The following is a 21503-nucleotide window of genomic DNA, read 5'->3' on the forward strand; positions in this document are numbered from 1 at the left end:
AGGGCGGGGTCACCGCCAGGCCCGTGGCCGACGTCCGGCCCACTGGCGGGCGTCGGTGGCGGTGGCGTGTCGATCAGTGGCGGTGCGCCCGGGCGACCAGGGTGCGGTACGGCAGGTCGATGGTGTCCCGGCCGGCCAGCTCGGGGTGGGTGGCGAGCAGCTCACGCAGTTGCGCATCGACCTCCCGGCGCCGCGCCGGCTCGGCCGTCAGGTAGTGCGACCGGGTCCGCACCATGCCGAGCAGATCATCCGGCGTGAGCGAGGTGACCTGCCCGAACTCGGCCCACTCCGGGCTGGCGAACCGGGGGCCGAAGCCGGTCACGGTGGCGCGCAGGTGGTCGACGGTGTCCCCGATCTCGGCGATCCGGTTCAGCTCGGTCACCCAGCCGACCCGGTCGTCGCGCAGGTTCCAGACCGCCGCGAAGGTGCCCCCGGGCCGCAGCACCCGGGCGATCTCGGGGTGCGCGCGCTCCCGGTCGAACCAGTGGTACGCCTGGCCGACCAGCACCGCGTCCGCGTACCCGTCGGGAAGCGGGACCGACTCGGCGCTGCCGGCCAGTGCCGGCGTGCCCGGCAGCACGGCCGCGAACTGGGCCCGCATGCCCGGATCGGGTTCGACGGCGGTCACCTCGTGGCCGAGCGCGAGCAGCCCGGCGGTGACGATCCCCGTGCCGGCGCCCAGGTCGACGGTGCGGACGGGCGCGGCGAGGCCGTCCACCGCCCAGCGCAGCGCGGCCTCCGGGTAGCGGGGCCGGTAGCGGTCGTAGTCTGCGGCCGCGGCGCCGAACGAGAGGGCCTCGGTGGAGTCGGTCATGGGCGGCAGGTTATCCCGTAACGGCCGGCCGGGGCCTTGAGTACGCTCATGGGCTGACCCGCCGATATCTCCGAAGCCTGAGGAAGCTCCCGTGACCGAGCAGAACGCCCTGCCAGTGGACCCCGCCGACGATCTTCCGGAGCAGATGAAGGTCCGCCGGGAGAAGCGGGACCGGATGCTCGCCGAGGGCGTCGCGCCCTACCCGGTCGGCTATCCGCGGACCAGCACCCTGGCCAGGATCCGCGAGCAGTACGCCGAGCTGCCCACCGACACGGCCACCGGCGACCGGGTCTCGGTGACCGGCCGGGTGATCTTCGTACGCAACACCGGCAAGCTCTGCTTCGCCACTTTGCGCGACGGCGACGGCACCGAGTTGCAGGCGATGCTCTCGCTGGACCGGGTCGGCGCCGAGCGGCTGGACGACTGGAAGCGCCTGGTCGACCTCGGCGACCACGTCGGGGTGACCGGTGAGGTGATCACCAGCCGGCGTGGTGAGCTGTCGGTGCTGGTCGAGCAGTGGGCGGTCACCGCCAAGGCGCTGCGCCCGCTGCCGGTGGCCCACAAGCCGCTCAGCGAGGAGGCCCGGGTCCGCCAGCGGTACGTGGACCTCGTGGTCCGCCCGCAGGCGCGGCAGATGGTGCGGACCCGCGCGGCGGCCGTGCGCAGCCTGCGGGACACCCTGCACGGCCAGGACTTCATCGAGGTGGAGACTCCGATGCTCCAGCTGCTGCACGGTGGTGCGGCGGCCCGCCCATTCGTGACCCACAGCAATGCACTCAACACCGATCTGTATCTGCGAATCGCGCCGGAACTGTTTCTCAAGCGGGCCGTGGTGGGCGGTGTCGACCGGGTCTTCGAGATCAACCGCAACTTCCGTAATGAGGGCATCGACTCCACGCACTCGCCGGAGTTCGCCATGCTCGAGGCCTACCAGGCGTACGGCGACTACAACACGATGGCGGAGCTGACCCGGAATCTGGTGCAGCAGGCGGCACTCGCGGTGGGCGGCTCCACCGTGGTGACCCACGCCGACGGCCGCGAGTTCGATCTGGGTGGCGAGTGGCGGTCGGTGTCGCTCTTCGGTGTCCTTTCCGAAGCGCTCGGTGAGGAGGTCACCGTCCGCACCGAAAGGACCCGCCTGGTCGAGTACGCGGACAAGGTCGGCCTCTCCGTCGACCCGAAGTGGGGCCCGGGCAAGCTGGCCGAGGAACTTTTCGAGGAGCTGGTGGTGCCGTCGTTGCAGGCGCCCACCTTCGTCCGGGACTACCCGGAGGAGACCAGCCCGCTCACCCGAGCGCACCGCGACGAGCCGGGGCTGGCCGAGAAGTGGGACCTCTACGTGCTCGGCTTCGAGCTGGGCACGGCGTACTCCGAGCTGGTCGACCCGGTGGTGCAGCGGGAGCGGCTGGTGGCCCAGGCGCAGCTCGCCGCGCGCGGTGACGACGAGGCCATGCGACTCGACGAGGACTTTCTCCGGGCCATGGAGTACGGAATGCCGCCGGCCGGTGGTATGGGAATGGGAATCGACCGTCTGTTGATGGCGCTGACCGGGCTGGGAATTCGGGAAACGATCCTGTTCCCGTTGGTCCGGCCGGAGTAGCGGCACCCCGTTCCCGGGTTGTTACCGGAACCCATTGACGCGGCAAGCATCGGGCGGGTTATTGTGCTCCTGTATTGCAGGAGCACAACCCTGCTCGAAAGGAATGTGGGACGTGGCCAAGCAGATCATTCACAAGCTGGTCGATGACCTGGACGGCGGGGACGCTGACGAGACCGTCAAGTTCGCGTTGGACGGCGTGCAGTACGAGATCGACCTCTCGGCGTCGAACGCCGAGAAATTGCGCGACGTATTCGCTCAGTACATCGCGCACGGGACCAAGGTCGGGCGCGGCGGCGTGGTCGTGGGCGGCCGGGCCGCGCGCGGCCGGGGCGGTGCCACCGCCGACCGGGAGCAGAACAAGGCGATCCGGGCCTGGGCCAAGAAGGCGGGCAAGGACATCTCCGACCGGGGTCGGATCCCGCAGGAGATCGTCGACGAGTACCACTCGAAGGCCGGCCACTGAGCCGACCACCACGGGCGACACCGACGCCGGTCCGGAGCACCTTCCGGGCCGGCGTCGCCGTTCGTACCCGATCGCGCCCGCCGTCCGGTTCGCGGGCGCCCGGCCAGGTGTGGCTGCCGGGTCGCGCCGGCTGCGCGCGGGCGCTTCCGGCGGGCCGGTGGGATGTCGGCCCGGGCCGGGAAGAAACCGGCGCCCGGGCGAGTTGTCCACAGGCGGTGGAGATTTCGTCCACAGGCTGTGGAGAGACCGCCCGGGCCCGGCCCGGGGGCACCGGACCGCCCGGACGGTGGTTGCCGGCTCCCAGCGAATTTCGCTCTGCGCGTACAGGCAGGGGTACCGGAACACCTCCTGAGCGCGGACGGTTGTCAGATACGACGTGGGAACGGCCCTTTGCGAGGACACACGACCTCAGCGAAGGCGGTCCGCGGCGATAGAGTAAGGAGGCACGGACGTCCGTCCCGGACGTCCGCGCACCGGCCCCGCCAAGATCTTGACCATCAAGGCGCACGGCACGTGAGGAGCACGAGGGCATGTTCGAGCGGTTCACCGACCGAGCGCGACGGGTTGTCGTCCTGGCCCAGGAAGAGGCCCGGATGCTCAACCACAACTACATCGGTACGGAGCACATCCTGCTGGGCCTGATCCACGAGGGTGAGGGTGTCGCGGCAAAGGCCCTGGAGAGCCTCGGCATCTCCCTCGAGGGCGTCCGTCAGCAGGTCGAGGAGATCATCGGCCAGGGCCAGCAGGCGCCGAGCGGGCACATCCCGTTCACGCCACGGGCCAAGAAGGTGCTGGAGCTGTCGCTGCGCGAAGCGCTGCAGCTCGGCCACAACTACATCGGCACGGAGCACATCCTGCTCGGCCTGATCCGCGAGGGTGAGGGCGTCGCCGCCCAGGTCCTGGTCAAGCTCGGCGCCGACCTCAACCGGGTCCGCCAGCAGGTGATCCAGCTGCTCTCCGGCTACCAGGGCAAGGAGCCGGCCGCGGCGGGCGCCGCGCCGGGCGAGGCCGCGCCGTCGACCAGCCTCGTGCTGGACCAGTTCGGCCGCAATCTGACCCAGGCCGCCCGCGAGGGCAAGCTCGACCCGGTCATCGGGCGCGAGAAGGAAATCGAGCGGGTCATGCAGGTGCTCTCCCGCCGTACCAAGAACAACCCGGTCCTGATCGGTGAGCCCGGCGTCGGCAAGACCGCCGTGGTGGAGGGGCTGTCCCAGAAGATCATCAAGGGCGAGGTGCCCGAGACGCTGAAGGACAAGCAGCTCTACACGCTCGACCTCGGTGCGCTGGTCGCCGGCTCCCGCTACCGCGGTGACTTCGAGGAGCGCCTCAAGAAGGTGCTCAAGGAGATCCGCACCCGCGGCGACATCATCCTGTTCATCGACGAGATCCACACCCTGGTGGGTGCGGGTGCCGCCGAGGGCGCGATCGACGCCGCGAGCATCCTCAAGCCGATGCTGGCCCGCGGTGAGCTGCAGACCATCGGCGCCACCACCCTCGACGAATACCGCAAGCACCTGGAGAAGGACGCCGCTCTCGAGCGCCGCTTCCAGCCGATCCAGGTGGGTGAGCCCTCGCTGGCCCACACCATCGAGATCCTCAAGGGCCTGCGGGACCGCTACGAGGCGCACCACCGGGTGAGCATCACCGATGCGGCGCTCGTGGCTGCCGCCACGCTGGCCGACCGGTACATCTCCGACCGCTTCCTGCCGGACAAGGCGATCGACCTGATCGACGAGGCCGGCGCCCGGATGCGGATCCGCCGGATGACCGCGCCGCCGGACCTGCGTGACTTCGACGAGCGGATCGCCCAGGTCCGCCGCGACAAGGAGTCCGCGATCGACGCGCAGGACTTCGAGCGGGCGGCGCAGCTCCGCGACAAGGAGAAGCAGCTGCTCGGCCAGAAGGCCCAGCGGGAGAAGGAGTGGAAGGCCGGTGACCTGGACGTCGTCAGCGAGGTCGACGACGAGCAGATCGCCGAGGTGCTCGGCAACTGGACCGGCATCCCGGTCTACAAGCTGACCGAGGAGGAGACCTCGCGCCTGCTGCGCATGGAGGACGAGCTGCACAAGCGCGTCATCGGCCAGGAGGACGCGGTCAAGGCGGTCTCGAAGGCGATCCGGCGTACCCGGGCCGGCCTGAAGGACCCGAAGCGCCCGTCCGGCTCGTTCATCTTCGCCGGCCCGTCCGGCGTGGGTAAGACCGAGCTCTCGAAGGCCCTCGCCGAGTTCCTGTTCGGCAGCGAGGACGCCCTCATCCAGCTGGACATGTCCGAGTTCCACGACCGCTACACGGTCTCCCGGCTGGTGGGTGCCCCTCCCGGCTACGTCGGCTACGACGAGGGCGGGCAGCTGACCGAGAAGGTGCGGCGTCGGCCGTTCTCGGTGGTCCTCTTCGACGAGATCGAGAAGGCCCACCCGGACGTGTTCAACACGCTCTTGCAGATCCTGGAGGACGGGCGGCTCACCGACGGCCAGGGCCGGATCGTGGACTTCAAGAACACGGTCATCATCCTGACCACCAACCTCGGTACGAGGGACGTCGCCAAGGCGGTGTCGCTGGGCTTCCAGGCCTCTGAGGACTCCGAGTCCAACTACGACCGGATGAAGCAGAAGGTCAACGACGAGCTCAAGCAGCACTTCCGGCCCGAGTTCCTGAACCGGATCGACGACACCATCGTCTTCCACCAGCTGCGCGAGAACGAGATCCTCCAGATCGTGGACATCATGATCGCCCGGATCGAGACGCAGCTGCGGAACAAGGACATGGGCCTGGAGCTGACCGACAACGCCAAGAAGTACCTGGCGAAGAAGGGCTTCGACCCGGTGCTGGGCGCGCGTCCGCTGCGTCGCACGATCCAGCGCGACATCGAGGACAACCTGTCCGAGCGGATCCTCTTCAACGAGCTGACCCCGGGTCAGATCGTGGTGGTGGACTGCGAGGGCGACCCCGACAACATCGACAAGTCCAAGCTCGTCTTCCGGGGCGCCGACCGGCCGGTGGCCGTGCCGGACGCGGTCCCGGCGGACCTCGGCGGCACCGCCGCCACGGGCGCGGACGACGCGGCGTGATCCGGGGCAACTGATCGAGGGCGACGGCCCCGGCCGGCGAGAGCCGACCGGGGCCGTCGCCTTTCCACGCGCCCGGCCGGGTCGCGGCAGGTCGTGCCTTGGCTGTTCCGGCCGGCCCGGGTTGCGGCAAGTTGTGCCTTCGGGCTGTTCCGGCGGCTCCGGTTGCGGCAAGTTGTGCCTTCACCCAGCGGGGAAGGCCCGGATTGCCGCAACCCGCTGCGGCGATCCGGGCGCAGACACCAGAGGTCGCAAGCCGGGTGGGCGGGCCAGGGCGGGTCAGGGGCGAGGGAGCGGGACCCGGGGGCCGTCGCCGGCCAGCCGGAACGACTCCTCGCCGACCGGCTCCACCAGGCCGTCGGTGACCAGCCCGGTCAGGGCGCGGGCCCGCTGCACGTCGTCGTGCCAGACCTGGTCCAGCCGCTGATGCGGCACCGGTCCGGTGGCCTCGCGCAGCACGGCGAGCAGCAGACCGCGTACCTGCCGGTCGGTGCCCGCGTAGCGCTGGGGGCGGCGGGTGGGGCCCGTGGGCGCCGGCCGGCCGGAGGCGCGCCAGGCGCAGATCGACTCGACCGGGCAGACCGCGCAGCGGGGCGCGCGGGCGGTGCAGACCACCGCGCCGAGTTCCATGAACGCCGCGCTGGCCAGCGCCGCGGCGGCCGGGTCGGTGGGCAGCAACTCCTCGGTGGCGACCAGGTCGGCGGGGCGGGTGGTCGGGCCGGCGTCCGGCTCGCCCGCGATCGCCCGGCACACCACCCGGCGTACGTTGGTGTCCACCACCGGGTGCCGCTGCCCGTACGCGAACGCGGCCACCGCGCGGGCCGTGTACGTGCCGACGCCGGGCAGTGCCAGGAGCTGGTCCAGTCGGTCCGGCACCTCGCCACCGTGCCGCTCCACGATCGCCACCGCGCAGTCCCGCAGTCGGAGCGCCCGCCGGGGGTAGCCGAGCCGTCCCCACATCCGGATCGCCTCGGCCGGGGTGTCCTCGGCCAGCGCGGTCGGGGTCGGCCAGCGGGACAGCCACGCCGACCAGGCCGGGAGCACCCGGGCCACCGGCGTCTGCTGGAGCATGACCTCGCTGACCAGGATGGCCCAGGCGCCGACGCCCGGCTCGCGCCACGGCAGGTCGCGGGCGTTCCGCTCGAACCAGCGGCTGACCAGGGTGGCGAACGTGGGTTCAGACATCGCGCCGCCGATGATGTCACGGCCGGCCCGCCGTCGGCCGGGCCGGGTGCTCGTCGCGGGCGGTGTGCGGCGGCCAGGTCTTCCGGCAGGCCGGCGGGCGGTAGGCCGCCGCGGGCGGCTGGGCTCTCCCGGCTGGTCGGCTGGGTTGCGGTCGTGGGCGGCTGGGCTCTCCGGGCTGGTCGGCTGGGTTGCGGGTCGTGGACGGCTGGGCGCTCCCGGCTGGTCGGCTGGGTTGCGGGTCGTGGACGGCTGGGCGCTCCCGGCTGGTCGGCTGGGTTGCGGGTCGCGGGCGGCTGGGCGCTCCCGGCTGGTCGGCCGGGTGGCGATGCTGAGCGGCTGGGGCTGCCCGGGTCTTCCCGCAGGGTGGGCGGGCCGGGGTGGGCCTGCGCGGCCGGCCGGCGCGGCCGGGGCAGAATGTCCGGATGAACGAGCTCGCGATCACCGTCATCGGCCGGGACCGGCCGGGCATCGTGGCCGACGTCGCCGAGGTGCTCGCCCGGTTGGGCGCCAACCTCACCGACTCGACGATGACCCGGCTGCGGGGACACTTCGCGATGACCCTGATCTGCGTGGGCCCGGCCGCCGCCGACGTGGAGGCCGCGCTGGCCCCGCTCGCCGCCGACGGTCAGCTGCTGGCCACGGTACGGGTGGTCACCCCGGACGGGCAGGCGGCGTCGGCCGGCGAGCCGTACGTGCTGGCGGTGCACGGCGCCGACCGGATGGGCATTGTGGCCGCGATGACCCGGGTGCTGGCCGACGCGGGTGGCAACGTCACCGATCTGAGCACCCGGCTGACCGGCTCGCTCTACGTGGTGGTGGCCGAGGTGGAGTTGCCGCCGGGCAGCTCCGACGAGGTGGCTGGCCGGCTCGCTCGTACCGCTGCCGAACTGGGCGTGGGGGTCAGCCTCCGGCCCGCGGACACGGACCTGCTGTGACCGCGCAGGAGTACGTCGGCCTGGGCGGCTGGACGCCCGAGTCGCTGGGCCTGCCCGGCGAGGTACGCGCCGTGGTGTCCGCCCCCGATCCGGTGCTCCGGCGGCCCGGTCCGGCGGTGGATCCGACCTCGGCGGAGGTGGTCCGGCTCGCCGCGGACCTGGTCGCCACCATGCGGATCTCGCCCGGCTGCGTGGGTCTGGCGGCGCCGCAGGTCGGGGTGAGCGCCCAGGTGTTCGCGGTGGACGTGACCGGGCATCCGAAGGCGGTCACCGTGCACGGCACCTTCGTGCTCTGCAACGCCACTGTGGTGGAGGCGACCCGCTGGAAGGCCGGCCGGGAGGGCTGCATGTCGGTGCCGGACCTGACCGGTGACGTGAAGCGGGCCACCCGGCTGGTGGTGGAGGGCGTTCTTCCGGGCACCGGTGACCCGGTCCGGCTGGTGACCGACGGTTTCGAGGCGCGGGCGTTGCAGCACGAGATCGACCACTGCGCCGGGCTGCTCTTCCTCGACCGGGTCGCCAGCGCGCACGCCATCTACCAGCGCAAGGTCTACCTTTGACGGTGCGCCGCCGGGCGACGGCACGCGGTGACGGTCCGTGTCCATTGTGGCCGTGCCGGGCGGTGGGGGCGGTGCCGCTCGGCGCGTCGCGCCCCCGCGTCGCGCGGTACGCGGCTACGGTGAACGCATCATGCGTCTGACGGTCGGCCCCCTGCCTCCCGCCGTGTACTGGCGGCGTCGCGCCGTCGTACTCGGAGCGGGACTGCTCTTCCTGATCGTGGTGCTCTACTCGTGCAGCGGGTCGGAGCGCAAGACCGGCTCGTCCGGCACGGGCGCCTCCACGAGCCCGACCGCCAAGGGCCAGCAGCCGAGCCCGACCGGCTCGGTGCTGACGCCGCAGAGCGGGAACCCGCCCACCGCGACCCCGACGTCGGGTGATTCGGGTGGGAACTCGGGCGGCTCGGAGGGCGGTCAGGGCGGCCCGGCGGGCGGCGGCACCGGGACGGGCGACGGCGGGGCCGGCGCGCCGGTGAACCCGGTGGTCGACGACGGGACCTGCACCGATTCGGAGATCAAGGTGACCGCGGTGGCCCTACCGGCCTCCGCGCAGCGGGGTGCGCTCGTCACACTTCGTCTCAAGATCAAGAACATTTCCGAGCGGACCTGCAGTCGCAACGTCGGCGCCGACCTCCAGGAGTTGTTCATCAAGGCCGGCGCGGACCGGATCTGGTCCTCGGACACCTGCGGCACCGGCACGGGCTCCGACGTGCAGTCGTTCACCCCGAACTTCGAGCGCTCCTACCAGCTGGACTGGAACGGCAAGGAGAGCACGAAGTGCGCGAACGGAGTCGCCAACGGGGCGTACGCGCAGCCCGGCACCTACCACGTCTTCGCGCGGGTGGGCACCAAGCTCAGCGAGCCGGTGCGGCTCACCATCACCAACTGACCGTCGCCGGCGTGGCTCAGACGTAGCGCTCGAGGATGGACGCCTCGGCGAGTCGGGACAGCCCTTCGCGGACCCCGCGCGCCCGCGCGTCGCCGACCCCGTCCACCGCCTGGAGGTCCTCCACCGTCGCGCCGAGCAGCCGCTGGAGGCTGCCGAAGTGCACCACCAGCCGGTCCACCACGGCGGCGGGCAGCCGGGGCACCTTGGCCAGCAGCCGGAAGCCGCGCGGGCTGACCGCCGCGTCCAGGGCGTCCGACGCGGACGGGTAGCCGATCGCCTTGGCGACCGCGACCAGGTCGATCAGCTCGGTGGCGCTGAGCAGGTCCAGCTCCACGAGCGCCTCGTCGAGGGTGCGCGACTTGCGCCCGATCGGGAGGTAGTCCCGGATGACCAGGGTGCGGTCGGCGTCCACGCCGGCCATCAACTCGTCGAGCTGGAGGGCGAGCAGCCGGCCGTCGGTGCCCAGTTCCACCACGTACCCGGCGATCTCGTCGGCGATCCGGCGGACCATTTCCAGCCGCTGCACCACGGCCACCGCGTCCCGCACGGTGACGAGATCCTCGATCTCCAGTGCGGAGAGCGTGCCGGAGACCTCATCCAGCCTCAGCTTGTAGCGCTCGAGGGTGGCCAGCGCCTGGTTGGCCCGGGACAGGATCGCCGCCGAGTCGTCCAGCACGTGCCGCTGGCCGTTGACGTAGAGGCTGATGATCCGCATCGACTGGCTCACCGAGATGACCGGGTAGCCGGTCTGCCGGGCCACCCGCTCGGCGGTGCGGTGCCGGGTGCCGGACTCCTCGGTGGGGATGGACGGGTCGGGCATCAGGTGCACGCCCGCCTGGACGATCCGGGTGCCGTCGCTGGAGAGCACCACGGCGCCGTCCATCTTGCACAGCTCGCGGACCCGGGTCGCGGAGAACTCCACGTCCATCGGAAAGCCGCCGGTGCAGATCGAGTCGACCACCTTGTCGTAGCCGAGGACGATGAGCGCGCCGGTGCGTCCGCGCAGGATCCGCTCCAGGCCGTCGCGCAGGGCGGTGCCCGGCGCCATGAGGGCGAGGTTGGCCCGCAGCGGGTCGCCGCCGGCACCGCCGATGCTGCCGGTGACGCTCACGCTGATCGGACGGGCGGCGGAGCCCACGGCACCGGTGCGGGCATGCGGCGTCGTCGCGGCGGGCTTGGTGGCATCGCGGTCGATCGGCACGGGCACAGTCTACGGACTGCCGTGCGGTGGGTGCTCTCGTGGTTACTGTGATGTGTCACGATGTCCGGCTCCTGCGGTCGTCGACCCCCTGCGCCGGCTGTCCGGAATCGACCCGGACGGTCCCGCCGCACGCTCACCCTGGGTCACTCCACCGACGCGCGGGCGGCGGCCTGGAGCGCCCCGCGCACGTCCGTGACCTCGATCACGCGCATCTGCTCGGGCACCACTCCGCTGCTGCCCGGGCCGCATCCGGGCGGCACCAGGGCCAGCCGGAAACCGAGCCGGGCCGCCTCGGCCAGCCGCCGCGGCACCGCGCCCACCCGGCGCACCTCGCCGGTGAGCCCCACCTCGCCGATCGCCACCAGGTGCGGGGCGATGGCCAGGTTGAGCCCGCCGGACGCGACCGCCAGCGCCACCGCCAGGTCGGCGGCCGGCTCGACCACCCGGATGCCGCCCACGGTGGCCGCGAAGACCTCGCGGTCGTGCAGGGTCAGCCGCTCGGTGCGCCGCTGGAGCACCGCCAGCACCATCGCCAGCCGGGCGCCGTCCAGCCCGGAGACCGTACGCCGGGGCGAACCGGCCACGGTCGCGCCGATCAGCGCCTGCACCTCGGTGACCAGGGCCCGCCGCCCTTCCATCGCCACCGTGACGCAGGTGCCCGGCACGGGCTCCGAGTAGCGGGTGAGGAACAGCCCGGACGGATCGGCCAGGCTGCTGATGCCGCCCTCGTGCATCTCGAAGCAGCCCACCTCGTCGGCCGCGCCGAACCGGTTCTTCACGCCGCGCACCATCCGCAGCGACGAGTGCTTGTCGCCCTCGAAGTGCAGCACCACGTCGACCAGGTGCTCCAGCACCCGGGGGCCGGCGACCTGCCCGTCCTTGGTCACGTGGCCGACCAGCACGGTGGCGATGCCCCGTTCCTTGGCGACCGCGACCAGCGCCGCGGTGACCGCGCGGACCTGGGTGACCCCGCCCGGCACCCCCTCGGTGCCGGTGGTCGAGATGGTCTGCACGGAGTCGAGCACCAGCAGGCCGGGCTTGACCGCGTCGAGGTGGCCGAGCACCGCCGACAGGTCGCTCTCCGCGGCGAGGTAGAGCTGGTCGTGCAGGGTGCCCATCCGCTCGGCGCGCAGCCGCACCTGGCTGACCGACTCCTCCCCGCTGACCACCAGCGACGGGCTGCCGGCGCCGGCCGCCCACTGCTGGGCCACGTCGAGCAGCAGGGTGGACTTGCCCACCCCCGGCTCACCGGCGAGCAGCACCACGGCGCCGGGCACCAGCCCGCCGCCGAGCACCCGGTCGAGCTCGCTCACCCCGGTGGGCCGGGCCCGGGCGGGTGCCGCGCTGATGGTGGCGATCGGCCGGGCCGGCTCGGCCGGCAGCCGGGAGCTGACCACCCGGCCGGAGACCACCGGGCCGCTGACCGTGCACTCGACCACCGAGCCCCACTCGCCGCACTCCGGGCAGCGGCCGACCCACTTGGGTGGCTGGTGGCCGCAGGCGTCGCACTCGTAGGCCGGGCGCGGCTCGCGGGCGGCGCCCCGGCTCCGGCCGGTGGCGGCGGTGGCGCGGGGGGAGGTGGCGCGGGAGGTGCTCACCCCAGGACGCTAACCGGACGGTACGACGAAAGCCCAGCCGGAACGCGGCGACGCCGCCGGCGTGGCGGTGGCCACACCGACGGCGTCGTCGGATGCTCGGGGGTGCGTCAGTCGTGCCCGCCGCCCTCGACCCCGCCCTGCTCGCCGGCCTCCTCGCGCGGGTGGACCACCGGCGAGGCGGGCGCGTTCGGGGTCAGCGGTACGCCGACCGGGGCGGCGGTCTTGATCACCTTGCCGTTGCCGAAATCGAAGGTCAGGCCGACCTGCTGGCCGGTGAGCAGCGCGTCGTTCAGGCCGACGAGCTGGAGGAACTGGTCGCTGTCGCTGTTCAGCTGGACGTAGCCGAAGGCCGGGATCTCGATCCGGGCGGGCCGGCCGGCCGGGGCCGTCTCGCTCGGCGACGCGGAAGGGCTGGCCGAGGGGGACCCGGTCGTGCCGAGCGACTGGCTCGGCGACGCGTTCGGGTCGGTGGCGGTGGGCGACGCGGACGCCGGCTCGGTCGGCGAACCGGTGGGGGTCGCACCCTCGCCGCCGGTGGTCGCGCCGGTGAGCCGCACGTCGCGGGCGCCGTCGGTGCTGACGCTCACCGTCACCGGGGCCTGGCTGTCGTTGTAGATCACGACGTTGAGCGGCGCGTCGGCACCGGCCTGGTAGCCCTTGGTGCCCGGGAACTGCACGTACAGGCCGCGCACCTTGTACAGGTTGTCGGGGGTCTGGACGTTGACGCCCTGCACCGACGGGATCTTGTTGGCGGTCTCGGCCACCTGGCCGGCGCCACACCCGGACAGCAGCAGGCTCGCCGCCGCCGTACCGGCCAGCAGCAGGGCCGCACCCCGGGAACCCCTGATCGAGCGCGTCACGTCGGTCCTCCTCGTCACGATCCCCAGCCGGCGGGACGCCGGACACGGGGTGGCCATACCCGCGCAGACCGCGCTCCAGGGTAGTTGGAGCTGATCGAGGGCCGCACGCCGACCCGGTAATGCCACCCTTCCCGGGTGCCGGTCAGACCACCCGACCGCTCGCCAGCAGCAGGGCCACGTCGATCAGGGCCACCACCAGCACGGACCGGAAGGCGGCCACCGGCCGGCCGCCGGCCCGGGCCGCGCGCCGGCCCGCGTACCAGCCGAGGGCCGGCACCGCGACGGCGGCCGCGACCGCGGACAGCCCGGTCCAGGACGGTGGCCCGGGCGGGCCGACGACGAGGATCACGGTGGCCGCGAGGAGCAGCCCGGCGGCGGCCGCCCGGCTGCCCGCCGGTCCGAGCCGGTGGGGCAGCCCGTGCACCCCCGTGCGGGCGTCGTCGGCCAGGTCGGGCAGCACGTTGGCGAAGTGCGCCCCGGCGCCGAGGCAGGCGGCGGCGGCCACCAGCCAGACCGGCGGGGCGGGGGCACCGGGCAGCGCCAGCACCACGAAGGCCGGCAGGGAGCCGAACGAGACCGCGTACGGCAGCACCGAGACCGGCGTCGACTTCAGCGGTCGGTTGTAGAGCAGCGCCGAGGCGAGACCGAGCAGGACGCACCAGGCCGCCGGCCCGGTGGTGGTGAGCGCGATCAGGCCGGTGGCCACCACTGCCACCGCGACGGCCAGGGCGAGGGCCCGCCGGGACACCGCGCCGGCGGGCACCGGCTTGTCGGTACGCCCCACCGCGGCATCCCGGTCGGCGTCCACCAGGTCGTTGCTCCACCCCGTCGCGAGCTGGCTGGCCAGCACCGTGAGCAGCACCGCGACGATCCCGGCCGGACGGTGCCCGACCGCGGCGGCGAGCAGCCCGGCCACCACGGTGACCGCCGCAGTGGGCTCCGGATGGCTCGCCCTGACCAGCCCTAACACCGACGACGACATAAGGGAAGTCTGGTCGTTACCCGGGAGTCGTGCCACGCTCGGTGGCATGCGAGACGCGGCCCCGGTGTCCACCCCGCCCCGCGTCCTGCCACGCAACGATCCCCGGCAGTACGACGACCTGGTCGGCGAGTGGTGGCGACCGGATGGCGCGTTCGCCATGCTGCACTGGCTGGCCCAGGCCCGCGCCGCGCTGGTGCCCCCGGCGTCCCGGCCGGACGCCCTGCTGGTCGACCTCGGTTGCGGCGCCGGCCTGCTCGCGCCGCACCTGGCCGGCAAGGGCTACCGGCACGTCGGGGTGGATCTGACCCGCTCCGCGCTCGACCTGGCCGCGGCGCACGGCGTCACGGTGGTCCGGGCCGACGCCACGGCGGTCCCGCTCGCCGACGGCTGTGCCGACGTGGTCTCCGCCGGTGAGCTGCTCGAACACGTGCCGGACTGGCGCCGGGTGGTGGCCGAGGCGGGCCGGCTGCTGCGCCCGGGCGGCCTGCTGGTGCTGGACACCCTCAACGACACCCTGCTGGCCCGGCTGGTCGCGGTGGAGATCGGTGAGCGGCTGCCCACCGTGCCACGCGGCATCCACGATCCACGGTTGTTCGTGGACGCCCGCGCGCTGGCGGTCGAGGCCGCCCGGCACGGCGTGACGCTGCGGCTGCGTGGGATCCGGCCGGCGTTCGGCGGCATGCTGGCCTGGCTGCTGCGCCGGCTGCGCGGTGGCGCCGACCGTCCGACCGGGACCTCGCCGCGGATCGTGCCGACCTGGTCGACGGCCGTGCTCTACCAGGGCCGTGGGGTCCGGAACGGGTAGCCGGGGCCGCCCGGGGTATTGGGACGCCGAGAAGGGGGCTACATGACTGTGCACGCGCTGGAGGCGGCCCGCCGGTTGGCGCCGCGACTGGCCGCGCGGGCGGCGCAGCACGACCGGGACGGCTCCTTCCCGGTCGACGACTTCGCCGACCTGCGGGAGGCCGGGCTGTTCGGCCTCATGGTGCCCCGGGAGCTGGGCGGCCTGGGCGCGACCTTCGCCGAGTACGCCGCCGTCGCCACCGAGCTGGCCCGGGGCAACGGCGCCACCGCCCTGGTGTTCAACATGCACGCCTCGGTGACCGGGGCGCTGGGCGCGGTCACCGAGGAGTTGGCCGAGGCGCTGGGCGTGCCGGCGGAGGCCCTGGAGGCCCGGGACCGCCTGCTCCGCGCCGCCGCCGAAGGCTCCTGGTACGCGGTGGCCATGAGCGAGCGGGGCGCCGGCGCCCGGCTGTCCCAGTTGAGCACGGTCTACGAGCCGGTCGAGGGCGGCTGGCACGTCAAGGGCAGCAAGACGTTCTGCTCGGGCGCGGGGCACCCGGACGGCTACCTGGTGGCCGCGCGCAGCGCCACCGACCAGTCGGTGGTCTCGCAGTTCCTGGTGCCGGGGGGGCAGGGGATCACCGTCGAGCCCACCTGGGACGCGCTCGGCATGCGCGCCACCGCCTCGCACGACCTGCACCTGGACGTCACCGTGCCGGCCGACCGGCTGCTCGGCGGGGTGGAGGGGCTGGCCCTGGTGGTCGCCCAGCTCATGCCGCACTGGCTGGTGGCCAGCTACGCCGCGGTCTACGTCGGCGTGGCCCGGGCGGCCATCGACGCGGCCGCCGAGCATCTGAACGCCCGCAACCTGGCCGGGTTGCCGGCGGTCCGGGCCCGGCTCGGCCGCGCCGACGCGGCGGTGGCGGCGGCCGAGCTGGTGGTGGCCGAGGCGGCCCGCCGGGTGGACGAGGCGCCGGGCGACGCCGAGACCAACCGCTGGGTGTGGCGGGCCAAGCTGCTCGCCGGCACCACCGCCGCCGAGGTGGCCGCGTCCATGCTGGAGGCCGCCGGCACCTCGGCCACCCGCCGGGGCCATCCGCTGGAGCGGCTCTACCGCGATGCCCGCTGCGGCTCGCTGCACCCGGCCACCTCGGACGTCTGCGCCGACTGGCTGGGCATCGCCGCGCTCGGCGGCGACCCTGACCGCGACGGCTCGGCGCCGCGCTGGTGAGCGGGGGGAGCGCGCCGGGCCGCGGGGCCGGTGGCCGGGGCCGGCTGAGCGCGCGACGCGAGCCGGATCCGCGACCGGCGCTCTCCTCCGGCGCGGGCGCTCGTTGGTGACGGTGGGGACACGGGACGAGAGGTGGGGGACATGGCGGTGCCGGTGATCGCGGGTCTGGGCACGGCGCAACCGCCGGCGGCCGGGCAGGAGGAGCTGTGGGCGGGCTTCTTCTCGAAGCACTTCTCCGGGACCACCCGGGCCCTGGCCGAGCGGATCTTCGCCAACTCCGGGGTGTCCCGCCGGCAGGCGGCGGTGAACCCGCTGCTGGAGGACGTCTCGGAGTGGCCCACCGAGCGCCGGATGCGCCGCTACCAGGTCGAGGCGCTGCCGCTCGGCAAGGAGGCGGTGAGCCGGGCGCTGACCGCCGCCGGACTGGACGCGGGCGACGTGGGGCTCTTCGTGGTCTGCTCGTGCACCGGGTACGCCACCCCGGGGCTGGACATCCTGCTCGCCCGGGACCTGGGCATGGCCCCGGACACCCAGCGCATGTTCGTGGGGCACATGGGGTGCTACGCGGCGCTGCCGGGGCTGGGCGCGACGAGCGACTTCGTGACCGCCCGGGGCCGGCCGGCGTTGCTGCTCTGCGCGGAGCTGACCAGCCTGCACATCCAGCCGGCCGGGTCCCGGGTGGACACCCAGCAGATCGTCTCGCACGCGCTCTTCTCGGACGCCGCGGTCGCCGCCGTGGTCGTCCCCGGCGGTCGGGGGTACGCGCTCCGCGAGATCACCTCGGTCACGGACACCTCCACGGCGGACCACATGACCTGGGACGTCACCGACGCCGGCTTCCGGATGGGGCTGTCGCCGAAGGTGCCGCAGGTGCTCTCCCGCCATGTCCGGGCGCTGGTCGACGACCTGCTGACCCGGCATGGTTGCAGCCTCGCCGAGGTGGACGGCTGGGCGGTGCACCCGGGCGGCCCGCGCATCCTCAACGTCGTCGAACGGGAACTGGCGCTGCCGCCGGCGGCGCTGGCCGCGTCCCGGGCCACCCTGGACGAGCACGGCAACTGTTCGTCCCCGACGGTGCTGCTGATCCTGGACCGGCTGCACCGGGCACAGCCGTCGCCGGAGCGGGTCGTGATGCTCGCCTTCGGGCCGGGCCTCACCCTCTACGCGGCGCTGCTGGAGCGCGCCGCCTGACGGGACGGCGACCGCCGCTCCGCGTCGATACGCTCTGCCGATGACCCCTGACGAGCGGACCCGGCGCGCGCTGCTGGCCGGGCTGACGGTGGCGGCGCTGGTCGCCGGTGGGTGGTGGTGGCGGGCCGCGGCGCCGGCCGTCGACCGCGCCGAGCCGGGGCCCACCGGGTCGCCGGCCGCCGTCCTCGAGCCCGGCTTCCGCGTGACGATCGATGACCGGACCGGCCAGGTGCTGCCGGGACCGGATGCCGACCCGGATCAGCGGGTGGTGATCCACCAGGCCCCCGACGGCACGGTGCGTCAGCTGGACGACTCGCAGGTGTTGTGGCGGGAACGGTCCCATCTGCGGCCGGACGCCCCGCCGGTGCGGCGCCAGGCGAGCCCGTCGGACGCGGACCGGGTGGTGCTCACGGTCAACTGCTCCGGCCCCGGCTCGGTGGTCGTCGGGATCTCCGGCGCGCCCGTCGCCGAGCCGGAGCGCACGGTGAGCTGCGCGGGTGTGCCCGAGGTCGTGGTGCTGGAGACGGGGGACAGGCCGCTGCTGGTGCGGTTCGCCGCGCTCCGGGACGAGGTCGACCTCGACGCCCGGCTCGTGGCGGTGTCCTGAGCGGTGCTCAGCCGGCCAGTCCGACCAGGTCGGCGCGGTAGTCCTCGACCGGTCCCAGCTCGGGCAGCACCCGGACCACGGTGCCGTCCCGGTCCACCAGGAGAGCGGCGGCGGTGCCCGGATGGGGGGCCAGGTGCAGATAGGCGCGGAGGCCGCCGGCCGGGTCGGCGAGCGGTCGTACGCCGGGCGCCGGTGCGGCCCCGGCGCTGCGTCCCTCGGTGACCGTGATCACGGTGACGTCCCGTGGCGCGGTCGCCGCGGCGGTGCCCACCTGCTGCGGGCAGGCGCAGGCGTCGACCAGGATGATCATGGCGGGCAGCAGGCCGCGCAGCGGCACCGGGGAGTTGCCGGCGTCGACCAGGTCCAGCGCGGGCACCGGCCCGACCGGGCCGGGGGTGGCGCTCGGGAAGGGGACGACGGTGGGGCTGCCGCCGGAGCGGGTGGAGCGGGGCCAGGTCACGGCGGCCAACCCGCTCAGGGTCACCAGGACCGAGATCAGCAGGGCCACCAGCGGCAGTCGCAGCGGGCGGACCGGCGGTCGCGGGGCGCCGTGGCGCCCGCCCGGGTTCCGGCGCTCGCGGCGCAGCTCGCGGCGGATCTGGCGGGCCTCCTCGGCGAGCGCCGAGGGGTCGTCGGGAACGACCACCCGACCCCACTCCGGTGGCAGGTCGGGCAGCCCGTCGGGTGGCCCGTGACCTTCAGCGTCAGGCATGCCCATCGGACCCCCAGGAGCCGTCTCCGTGAGCGGACGTCGCGCCCGCCTCAAGCGTCCCGCACCGGCGCTCGTACCGCCACACCTGGGCGCACGTCGGATTCCAGGGCTACCATGGAAGGAGCGCATCGCCCTAGATATCAACGCTCCGATCACTCGTACCGGGTTGTCATCCGATCGTCACGGAGCGTGTTCAAACCATCGGTTTGACCGCCTGTCAAGCTGAAGAAATACCTCTCACAGGGCCCCTGAGCTGCGCCAACGGTCAGGACAGCGGTGAGACATCGGTGCCTGACCGTGTTACCCTAGACACAGCGAAAGGGGTTTCGAACCTATGGTTTTCAGTGTCGGCGAGACCGTTGTTTACCCCCACCACGGGGCCGCACTCATCGAGGCAATCGAGACTCGGGTCATCAAGGGCGAGCCCAAGCAGTACCTCGTCCTGAGGGTCGCGCAGGGTGACCTGACGGTCCGGGTGCCCGCCGAGAACGCCGAGATCGTGGGTGTGCGAGAGGTGGTCGGCGAAGAGGGCCTGGGCAAGGTCTTCGACGTGCTCCGTGCACCGCACACCGAGGAGCCGACCAACTGGTCGCGGCGTTACAAGGCGAATCTGGAGAAGCTGGCCTCCGGCAACCCGCTGAAGGTCGCCGAGGTCGTCCGCGACCTGTGGCGCCGGGAGCGGGAGCGGGGCCTGTCCGCGGGTGAGAAGCGCATGCTCGCCAAGGCCCGCGACATTCTCGTCGGCGAGGTCGCGCTGGCCGAGAAGAGCACCAAGGACGAGGCGGAGACGCTGCTCGACAAGGTGCTGACCGAGGCCTGAGTTCCACCGCATCGTCGTACCCGACCCGTAGCAAAGAAATCCGAGGACCGCGACGTGACCGCGCAGCTCAACCCGCGCGGTGACGTCGCGGTCCTTGTTCCTGCGGCCGGTGCCGGGGTACGCCTCGGCCCCGGCGCTCCGAAGGCGCTCCGGCCGCTCGCCGGCGAGCCACTGCTGGTGCACGCGGTACGCCGGGTCGCGGTGGCCGCCTCGGTGCACACCATCGTGGTGGCCGCCCCGGCGGCCGACGTCGAGGCGGTGCGGGCGCTGCTCGCGCCGGTGGCCCCGGTGACCGTGGTCCCCGGCGGCGCCGAACGGCAGGCGTCGGTGGCCGCCGCGCTGGCCGCCGTCCCGGCCGGGCCGGAGATCGTCCTGGTGCACGACGCCGCCCGGGCGCTCACCCCGCCCGCACTCGTCGAGTCGGTGGCCGCGGCGGTCCGCGCCGGTCACGACGCGGTGATCCCGGCCCTGCCGGTGGTCGACACGATCAAGGAGGTCGACACCGGCGAGCGGGTCCTCGGCACGGTCGACCGGTCCGCTCTCCGCGCGGTACAGACCCCGCAGGGCTTCCGGCGGTCGGTGCTGGCCGCCGCGCACGAGGCGGCCGGTGACCCGCTGACCGACGACGCCGGCCTGGTCGAGAAGCAGGGCGTACCGGTGTTCTGCGTACCCGGGTCGGAGCTGGCCCTCAAGATCACCCGGCCGTTCGACCTGGCGCTGGCCGAGTACCTGCTGGCGGCCGGGGCCTGACGCGTACCCTCGGCTCATGATCGTCCCTCGGGTGGCCATCGGCACCGACGTGCACGCCTTCGCGCCCGGCCGGCCCTGCTGGGTCGCCGGCCTGCACTGGCCGGGCCAGGACGGCCTGGCCGGCCACTCCGACGCCGACGTGGTGGCGCACGCCGCCTGCAACGCGCTGCTCGCCGCGGCCGACCTCGGCGACCTGGGCGCGAACTTCGGCGTGGACCAGCCCGAGTGGGCCGGCGCCTCGGGAGTCGCGCTGCTCACCGAGAGCGCCCGGCGGGTCCGGGCCGCCGGCTTCCGGATCGGCAACGTGTCGGTGCAGGTGATCGGCAACCGCCCCAAGATCGGCCCACGCCGGGCGGAGGCGCAGCGGGTGCTCTCCGCCGCGGTCGGCGCCCCGGTGGCGGTCTCCGCCGCCACCACCGACGGGCTCGGCTTCCCCGGGCGCGGCGAGGGGCTGACCGGGATCGCGGTGGCCCTGGTGTACGAGGGCCCGGCCGACTGAGCCGGGCGGTCGTCCGTCGGGGCCCGGCCGGCCCGGACGGCCCAGGCTTCGGCGCACCGGGCCGGACGGCCCAGGCTTCGGCGCACCGGCCCGGATGGCCCCGGCCCGGATGGCCCCGGCCCCGGCGCACCGGGCAGCCGCCCCGCGCACCGGGCCGGCGGCCCCGGCCCGGATTCACCGGCTCAGTCGACGTCGGTGCAGACGTTGTGGGTCGTGCCGTGCAGCATCGTGATGGTCTTCGCGAGGCTCGGGTCGAACCGCACCACGAACTGGCCGTCGACGATCCACAGTCCCTTCGGCAGCGAGCCCCCGTTCTCCCGGAAGCCGAGCAGCACCGGACCGGTCACGTACCAGGTCATCGACCCGTCGGTGCCGTAGACGACCAGGGAGGTGCCGCTCGCGTCCGCGGTGGAGGTGGCGCCGGTCTCCAGATTGGTCACCCGGTCGATCAGGGCACCGGTGTACAACTCCCGCTTCGGCGAGCCGTCCGGATAGGTCGCCAGGGTCAGCTTCCGTACCTCGTCGACGATCGGCTCGACCCGCACCGCGAATTCGCACCGGGCCCCGGCGGGCAGTTCGAACGCCTCCTGCGGGGCCGGCTCCCAGGCGCCCGGGGCGCTGTCGACGGTCGCGGCGGACGCCGTACCCGGCAGGGCCGCGCCGATCAGCGCGACCGCCGAGGCCAGCGCAAGCTTCATCCTGATTCGCATGATCACTCCATCCGTACGGGGTCAGGGCCGGACCAGGATGCGCGGCCCGGC

Annotated in this window: 21 protein-coding genes; 13 read left to right on the plus strand and 8 right to left on the minus strand. The window is 73.6% G+C overall.

Going from position 1 to position 21503, the window contains the following annotated elements:
* Positions 1–73: 73 nt before the first annotated feature.
* A complete protein-coding gene (locus LQ51_RS00975; RefSeq protein ID WP_046562690.1) occupies positions 74–814 on the minus strand; it encodes a class I SAM-dependent methyltransferase in 741 nt (246 codons plus the stop codon).
* Between the two features lie 91 nt (positions 815–905).
* Here LQ51_RS00975 and lysS point away from each other — a divergent pair, with 91 nt between their 5' ends.
* From lysS to LQ51_RS00990, 3 genes are all read left to right on the plus strand, one after another.
* On the plus strand, positions 906–2414 hold the full coding sequence (gene lysS, locus LQ51_RS00980) for a lysine--tRNA ligase (RefSeq protein WP_046562691.1): 1509 nt from the start codon (positions 906–908) through the stop codon (positions 2412–2414).
* A gap of 112 nt (positions 2415–2526) precedes the next feature.
* Positions 2527–2877: a histone-like nucleoid-structuring protein Lsr2 gene (locus tag LQ51_RS00985; RefSeq protein WP_082159214.1), complete on the plus strand. Its 351-nt coding sequence runs from the start codon at positions 2527–2529 to the stop codon at positions 2875–2877.
* 530 nt (positions 2878–3407) lie between these two features.
* Positions 3408–5945 (plus strand): ATP-dependent Clp protease ATP-binding subunit, encoded by a 2538-nt coding sequence (locus LQ51_RS00990; RefSeq protein ID WP_046562693.1) that lies wholly within the window; start codon positions 3408–3410, stop codon positions 5943–5945.
* Positions 5946–6221: 276 nt separating this feature from the next.
* On the opposite strand, the gene LQ51_RS00995 is transcribed toward LQ51_RS00990, so the two are convergent.
* Positions 6222–7127 carry an HhH-GPD family protein gene (locus LQ51_RS00995; protein ID WP_046562694.1) on the minus strand — a complete coding sequence of 302 codons (906 nt, stop codon included), beginning with the start codon at positions 7125–7127 and terminating at the stop codon, positions 6222–6224.
* A 422-nt stretch (positions 7128–7549) separates the two neighbouring features.
* On the opposite strand from LQ51_RS00995, the gene LQ51_RS01000 reads away from it, so the two are divergent.
* From LQ51_RS01000 to LQ51_RS01010, 3 genes are all read left to right on the plus strand, one after another.
* Positions 7550–8062 carry a glycine cleavage system transcriptional repressor gene (locus LQ51_RS01000; protein WP_046562695.1) on the plus strand — a complete coding sequence of 171 codons (513 nt, stop codon included), beginning with the start codon at positions 7550–7552 and terminating at the stop codon, positions 8060–8062.
* Entirely contained in the window at positions 8059–8622 is a 564-nt protein-coding gene (locus LQ51_RS01005; protein WP_046562696.1) for a peptide deformylase, read from the plus strand. Before LQ51_RS01000 ends, LQ51_RS01005 begins: the two co-directional genes overlap by 4 nt.
* A gap of 130 nt (positions 8623–8752) precedes the next feature.
* Positions 8753–9508 (plus strand): hypothetical protein, encoded by a 756-nt coding sequence (locus LQ51_RS01010; RefSeq protein WP_046562697.1) that lies wholly within the window; start codon positions 8753–8755, stop codon positions 9506–9508.
* 16 nt (positions 9509–9524) lie between these two features.
* Here LQ51_RS01010 and disA read toward each other — a convergent pair whose 3' ends face one another.
* The 4 genes from disA to LQ51_RS01030 form a co-directional block, all read right to left on the minus strand.
* Entirely contained in the window at positions 9525–10709 is a 1185-nt protein-coding gene (disA, locus tag LQ51_RS01015; RefSeq protein ID WP_046562718.1) for a DNA integrity scanning diadenylate cyclase DisA, read from the minus strand.
* Positions 10710–10852: 143 nt separating this feature from the next.
* On the minus strand, positions 10853–12307 hold the full coding sequence (gene radA, locus LQ51_RS01020; protein ID WP_046562698.1) for a DNA repair protein RadA: 1455 nt from the start codon (positions 12305–12307) through the stop codon (positions 10853–10855).
* Positions 12308–12414: 107 nt separating this feature from the next.
* Complete coding sequence (locus LQ51_RS01025) at positions 12415–13167, minus strand: hypothetical protein (protein WP_046562699.1); 753 nt, start codon at positions 13165–13167, stop codon at positions 12415–12417.
* 142 nt (positions 13168–13309) lie between these two features.
* Positions 13310–14149 (minus strand): UbiA family prenyltransferase, encoded by an 840-nt coding sequence (locus tag LQ51_RS01030; protein WP_046562700.1) that lies wholly within the window; start codon positions 14147–14149, stop codon positions 13310–13312.
* A gap of 46 nt (positions 14150–14195) precedes the next feature.
* On the opposite strand from LQ51_RS01030, the gene LQ51_RS01035 reads away from it, so the two are divergent.
* The 4 genes from LQ51_RS01035 to LQ51_RS01050 all read left to right on the plus strand — a co-directional run bounded on the left by LQ51_RS01035 (position 14196) and on the right by LQ51_RS01050 (position 17961).
* Positions 14196–14954 carry a methyltransferase domain-containing protein gene (locus LQ51_RS01035; RefSeq protein WP_046562701.1) on the plus strand — a complete coding sequence of 253 codons (759 nt, stop codon included), beginning with the start codon at positions 14196–14198 and terminating at the stop codon, positions 14952–14954.
* Positions 14955–14996: 42 nt separating this feature from the next.
* Positions 14997–16163: an acyl-CoA dehydrogenase family protein gene (locus LQ51_RS01040; protein WP_046562702.1), complete on the plus strand. Its 1167-nt coding sequence runs from the start codon at positions 14997–14999 to the stop codon at positions 16161–16163.
* Between the two features lie 141 nt (positions 16164–16304).
* Entirely contained in the window at positions 16305–17354 is a 1050-nt protein-coding gene (locus LQ51_RS01045) for a type III polyketide synthase (RefSeq protein ID WP_046562703.1), read from the plus strand.
* 40 nt (positions 17355–17394) lie between these two features.
* On the plus strand, positions 17395–17961 hold the full coding sequence (locus LQ51_RS01050; protein ID WP_046562704.1) for a hypothetical protein: 567 nt from the start codon (positions 17395–17397) through the stop codon (positions 17959–17961).
* A 7-nt stretch (positions 17962–17968) separates the two neighbouring features.
* Here LQ51_RS01050 and LQ51_RS01055 read toward each other — a convergent pair whose 3' ends face one another.
* Positions 17969–18679 carry a hypothetical protein gene (locus LQ51_RS01055; RefSeq protein ID WP_046562705.1) on the minus strand — a complete coding sequence of 237 codons (711 nt, stop codon included), beginning with the start codon at positions 18677–18679 and terminating at the stop codon, positions 17969–17971.
* A gap of 328 nt (positions 18680–19007) precedes the next feature.
* On the opposite strand from LQ51_RS01055, the gene LQ51_RS01060 reads away from it, so the two are divergent.
* Genes LQ51_RS01060 through ispF form a run of 3 tightly spaced genes read left to right on the plus strand, consistent with a single transcriptional unit; the run spans position 19008 to position 20742 of the window.
* A complete protein-coding gene (locus LQ51_RS01060) occupies positions 19008–19493 on the plus strand; it encodes a CarD family transcriptional regulator (RefSeq protein WP_007073334.1) in 486 nt (161 codons plus the stop codon).
* Positions 19494–19547: 54 nt separating this feature from the next.
* Entirely contained in the window at positions 19548–20243 is a 696-nt protein-coding gene (ispD, locus tag LQ51_RS01065) for a 2-C-methyl-D-erythritol 4-phosphate cytidylyltransferase (protein WP_046562706.1), read from the plus strand.
* Positions 20244–20259: 16 nt separating this feature from the next.
* Positions 20260–20742, plus strand: coding sequence for a 2-C-methyl-D-erythritol 2,4-cyclodiphosphate synthase (gene ispF / locus LQ51_RS01070; RefSeq protein WP_046562707.1), 483 nt, complete (start codon positions 20260–20262; stop codon positions 20740–20742).
* Positions 20743–20924: 182 nt separating this feature from the next.
* Here the strand turns inward: ispF and LQ51_RS01075 are convergent, their stop codons facing one another.
* Positions 20925–21452 (minus strand): hypothetical protein, encoded by a 528-nt coding sequence (locus tag LQ51_RS01075; RefSeq protein ID WP_046562719.1) that lies wholly within the window; start codon positions 21450–21452, stop codon positions 20925–20927.
* Between the last annotated feature and the right edge of the window lie 51 nt (positions 21453–21503).

This window comes from Micromonospora sp. HK10 (assembly GCF_000982955.1).
Classification (GTDB): Bacteria; Actinomycetota; Actinomycetes; order Mycobacteriales; family Micromonosporaceae; genus Micromonospora.